Raw genomic sequence first — 4,835 nt, 5'->3', positions numbered from 1 at the left:
GCGTCAGATTTGTATAAGAGACAGGTACGACACCCGTCGTAGGAATTCCAGCCGCCCTCGATATACGACGTTCGTCGTAGCGTTTCAGCGGAAGAACCTGCTCGCTGGTGCGGGCCGGAGGGGGCTTCCATGAACGTTCGATGGTTGATGTCGTGGGTGGTCGTGCTGGGAATCGGATGCGCGCACGGTCCACGTACCGCGCAGCCGGAGATGCCGAAGTACGAGCACGTCTTCCAGAAGCCGCTGGCGGAGGCGATGGCCACCGCGCGCGAGCTGTTGGAGGCGAAGGGCTATACCTTCGAGGAGACGCAGGACCCGAGCCAGCTCCTCACGACATGGGAGGGGCCTGCGCGTCCCCACACCAACGCCGATGCGTACTCCCGCTACCTGGTGACGGGCATCGCGGTGGGGCCCCGGCAGTCCGTGGTCCGCATCTTCCGCATGTCCTTCCACACGGTGAGCAATACCGCCGAGGAGGGAAGATACCCCTGGGTGAAGATGCTGCGGGAGATGGGCTACATGAGGGCGGACCCGCGCTTGAAGCCGGTGCAGCTCGACACCAACGCTCCGGAGCTGGACGAGATGAAGCTCGCGGCGAAGGGCCGGCGCGACCTGGAGCTGGAACAGGCCCTGACGCTGCGCCTGGAGTCAGGCCCGTCCATCGAGGTGGTGAGCGGCAACATCCAGCAGGACCCGCTGCCCACGCCCGTGCGGGACGAGGACTTCTACCTCGCGCGGTGGAGGGACGTGGACCCCAAGCCGGGCCTGTGTGGGGACACGGTGCGCGGGCTGTCGGACCTGTTCCAGCCGGGGCTGACGCTGCTCATCGGCGAGCAGCTCGGCTCGCGTGAGGCCCCCGCGGTGGTGGGTAACGTCGTGTGCCAGATGGCCGAGGCGGGGCTGCCGGTGGTGCTCGGCCTGTCCATTCCGCGCACCGAGCAGGAGCGGCTGGACCGGTACCTGGCCAGCCCCGGCGCGCCGGTGGACCAGGACGCGCTGCTGGAGGGCCGCTTCTGGCAGCGCCCCTACCAGGACGGCCGCAGCAGCCGGGCCATCTTCGACCTCATCGACCGGGTGCGCGCCATGCGCGCCGCGGGCCTGCGCGTGACGCTGGTGGCCTATGACACGGACGTGGCCCACGGCAGCGAGCGCGACGCCGCGCTGGCGAAGGTGTGGACCGGGCGCCGCGCCGCCCACCCCGACGAGGTCCAGGTGGTGCTCGCCGGCAACACGCACACGCGCACCGTCTCCGGCACGCCGTGGGACCAGAACTTCCGGCCCATGGCGGCCCACCTGGACAAGGGCCGCGTCGTGGTGCTGGAGATGAGCTACGCCCAGGGCACGCGCTGGGGCTGCGACCTGAACCGGGCCGGGAAGCTCCAGTGCGGGTACCTCGGCGCGACGCCGTCGGAGCGGGTGGCGGCCACGGCCGGGCAGACGCCGTACGTCCAGCCCTTCGACTCACCCACACCCGAGGGCTTCCACGGCCTGCTCTACGTGGGCGAGCTGACGCCGTCGCTCCCCGCCATCTCCAAAGAGCTGACGCCGCCTCCTCCGTCGGGCATCCGCCCGGCGCCGTCGATGGTCAAGCATCCGCCCATGTTCTAGGCGGAAGGTCAGCGCACCGCGGCGGAGACCTTCTTGAACTCGGGCGTGCCGGCGCGCCCGAGCAGGTCGAACAGCGCGGCCTCCACGGTGACGACGTGGGCACCCGCGTCGCGGCACAAGTCCAGCCCCACCCGGCGGTCCTCCGCCGAGCGCGACAGCACCGCGTCCGCCAGCAGGAAGGGAGACAGCCCGCGCTCGGTCAGGTCGCGCACCGTCTGGAAGACGCAGATGTGCGTCTCCATGCCGGCCACCAGCACCTGCTTGCGCGAGCCGAGCGCGGCCAGCACGTCCGGCACGGCCGCGGTGAACTCCAGCTTCTCCACGGGCTTCACGTCCCCCAGGCGCATGCGCACCAGCGAGTGCGTGGGGCCCAGGCCCTTGGGGTACTGCTCGGTGAGGATGATGGGCATGCCGAGCGCCCGCGCGCCCTCGACGGCGGCGTTGGTGCGAGCAAGCATCCGGTCCAATGTGTCGCGGTCCATGGCGGCGCACAGCCGCTCCTGGATGTCCACGACGAGCAGCGCGGTCTGGTCCAGCGTGAGGCGGAAGGTGGGCATGCCCTCCTCTCGCGCGAACGGCTCCGGCCCGTCAAGCGGCCCGGCGAGCGGGCCTCCTCACGGACGACGCTCCCCACTCACGCCGCTTCGGACGGGCAACAGTCTCGGGCCGGCGCGCGGCACCGCACTTCCGAGACACGCCCTTCACGCCCCTTCGGGCGCGCAACAGTCGCGGCACAACGTGCGGTTGCGTCCGTGAGCCACCGCCATGACCAGGCCGCCGGCGAGCGTGAGCCCCGTCTCCCAGGCCTCACCCGCGTCCTCCGGCACCGCGAAGGCCCCGCCCGCCAGCAGCGCCACGCCGAGCGCGGCGAGCACCGGCGTGGACCTCCGCCGGTGCCGGCGCCAGCCCGGAATGAAGGCCGCGAGCGCGCTCACCACCACGAGCGCCAGGAGCCCGTGGTGCACGGCCTCGCCCTCCAGCGCCTCCGCGAGCGCCACCGGCAGGAAGGCCAGCACGAGGGGCAGCACCACGCAGTGGACGATGCACAGCGCCGAGATGAGCTGCCCCACGCCATCCCAGCGCGAGGCCGCCGTCATGTTCGAAGCATTCAGCAAGACACCTTCTCCAGGACCCGGAAGGCGGGAGCGTCCGCCTCCAGGGGGTTGAGGACTTCGGAAGAGTGGACGAGGCGCAGGACGCGCCCCCGGCCGGTGACGAAGGCCCGCGCGCGACGCAATTCCGGCAGGTGCGCGTCCGCGTCACGCCAGCAGTCGAGGAAAGCGGTGAAGTCCGCCACCGCTTCGTCCCAGGCGCCCAGGGCCACCTGGACCTCGGCGGCGAGCAGGCGGAAGTGGCCGCAGCCGGGGCGCTCGGCCACCAGCGTGCGGGCCAGCGACAGCGCGCGGTCCTCGCGCTCGGAGCGCAGCCGCAGGCGGACGAGCGCCTCGCGCGGTGAGCGGGAGAACGGCGCGGGACCGGCGGCGCGCAGGCGGCGCTCCAGGCGCAGGGCGCGCGTCAGCGTGGCCTCGGCGCGGCCGGCGTCTCCACGGCGGGCCTCCAGCGAGCCACGCAGCTCCTGCGCGGCCAGTTCCACCACCCGGGCCACGTCGCGCGGGCACAGCACGCGTCCCTCCGAGCGGCGCTCCTCCGCCAGCGGCGGGTGCAGCGCGTCCAGTGCGTCGCACGCGCGCTCCGCCTCCATCAGCTTGCCCGCCTCGAGCGCGCTCACGCCGCGCGTGTACAGGCGCACGGCGTCGCGCAGCGCGCGGACGGCCAGCGGGGCGGACTCCGGAAGCTCCATGGGCACATCCGCCGCCGCGCGCCAGAAGCCGAAGCGCAGGTGCGTGGACACCATGGCGGTGGCGGCGAAGAGCAGCGCCTGGGACTCACCACCGACGGCGTCCGTGGCGGCCTTCGACCTCGCCTCCGCGCGGCCCCGGCCGATGCGCGACACGCGCTCCGCGCCCTCCGCGCAGGGACGCAGGCCGACGGCCTCCGTCGGGCATTCGGTGTCCCGGCACAGCTCCAGGCCGCCCGGGCCCGTCAGCTCCCGGGGCGCTCGCCCTGCCTCCTCCACCCGGCCCGGGCTCGGCAGCGCATGGAGCTCCCGCGCCGCCTCCTCCACGCGGTGGCGCAGGCGGCGGGCCCAGGACTGGGCCTCGGTGTACTGCCCCGCCTCCGCGCAGCCCTGGCTGAGCAGCCGCATCGCGGCCTCCGCGCTGGGCGCCGCGGCGAGCGGCAGGCTCTCACCCGCCCGCCACGCGTCATCCGCCGTCGCCGCCGCCTCCAGCGCGCGGCGCGCCTCGTCCAGCATGCCCACCCGCTGCAGGAGCCGGCCGGCCGCGAGCAGCGCGGGGCTGGCGGAAGGGGCGAGCCGCACCAGCGCCCTCGCGCTCTCCAGCGCGGCCTCTGGACGGGGGCTGTGCAGCATGGCCTGCACCCACGCGTGGTGCACGCCCGCGTGCTCCGGATGCGTGCGCAGCAACTCGCGCAGCAGGGCCTGCGCATACGGCTGTCCTTGCCCGGGGCGGCCGTCGGCCTCGTAGCCATCGAGAAGGAAGCCGGCGAGCAGCAGCCGCGCCTCGGCGTCCTCGGGGTGCCGGTCGATGAGGCACTCCATGTCGCGCACGAAGGCATGGCGGCCATTCGAGGGGCCCTTGTCCGCCAGCAGGCTGGCGGCGACGACGTAGCGCTGCTCCACGTCCGAGGCGCCCTCGCTCAGCGCCAGGGCCCGGCGGATGGCCTCCGCGCGAGAGGCGGCGAAGCGGGCACCGGCGCCGCGCGCCAGGGCGAGCCCCCACCAGGCCATGGCCAGCTCGGAGTCCCTGCGCGCCGCCTCGGCGAAGGCGCGGCGGGCCTCCTCGCCCCAGCCCAGGTGCAACAGCCGCAGCCCCTGGTCGAAGTACGCCTGGGCCAGTGGCTCGCGGGTGCTGACCGTCAGGTGCGCGCTGCCCAGGCCCTCGCGCAGGGGCGGAGGCGGCAGCGCCTCGTCCGCGACGTCCTCCCAGGGGGCATGGACGTAGATGGACGGTTCGTCGGCTCGGAGCAGTCGCGCCAGCATGTGGTCCTCCTCAGGCCCCGGAGACCGGGGCGTTACAGGCGTTGAATCCAGAATCCAGTGAGCGGATGCGCGAGCCCAGCCGCCGCCAGGCGACCGCCAGCGCCTCCGCCGTGACGGGAGACGCCTTGCGGCGCGCCTCCAGACACTGTCTCTTATACACAACTGA

General features: G+C 73.4%; 4 protein-coding genes. 1 reads left to right on the top strand and 3 read right to left on the bottom strand.

Annotation, left to right across the window (positions count from 1 at the left end; all coding sequences use genetic code 11):
• Window positions 1-129 precede the first annotated feature (129 nt).
• Window positions 130-1,608 carry a type 1 periplasmic-binding domain-containing protein gene (locus HG543_RS51425; protein WP_169352322.1) on the top strand — a complete coding sequence of 493 codons (1,479 nt, stop codon included), beginning with the start codon at window positions 130-132 and terminating at the stop codon, window positions 1,606-1,608.
• An 8-nt stretch (window positions 1,609-1,616) separates the two neighbouring features.
• On the opposite strand, the gene HG543_RS51420 is transcribed toward HG543_RS51425, so the two are convergent.
• The 3 genes from HG543_RS51420 to HG543_RS51410 form a co-directional block, all read right to left on the bottom strand.
• A complete protein-coding gene (locus tag HG543_RS51420) occupies window positions 1,617-2,165 on the bottom strand; it encodes an isochorismatase family protein (protein WP_169352321.1) in 549 nt (182 codons plus the stop codon).
• Between the two features lie 144 nt (window positions 2,166-2,309).
• Window positions 2,310-2,723, bottom strand: coding sequence for a MerC domain-containing protein (locus tag HG543_RS51415; protein ID WP_169352320.1), 414 nt, complete (start codon window positions 2,721-2,723; stop codon window positions 2,310-2,312).
• A complete protein-coding gene (locus tag HG543_RS51410; protein ID WP_169352319.1) occupies window positions 2,717-4,669 on the bottom strand; it encodes a tetratricopeptide repeat protein in 1,953 nt (650 codons plus the stop codon). The genes HG543_RS51415 and HG543_RS51410 overlap by 7 nt, the downstream gene beginning before the upstream one ends.
• Window positions 4,670-4,835: the final 166 nt, after the last annotated feature.

The sequence above is a fragment of the Pyxidicoccus fallax genome (genome assembly GCF_012933655.1).
Classification (GTDB): domain Bacteria; phylum Myxococcota; class Myxococcia; order Myxococcales; family Myxococcaceae; genus Myxococcus; species Myxococcus fallax.
Note: the sequence above shows the minus strand (reverse complement) of the source record. Positions and strands in the feature narration are given on the sequence as shown.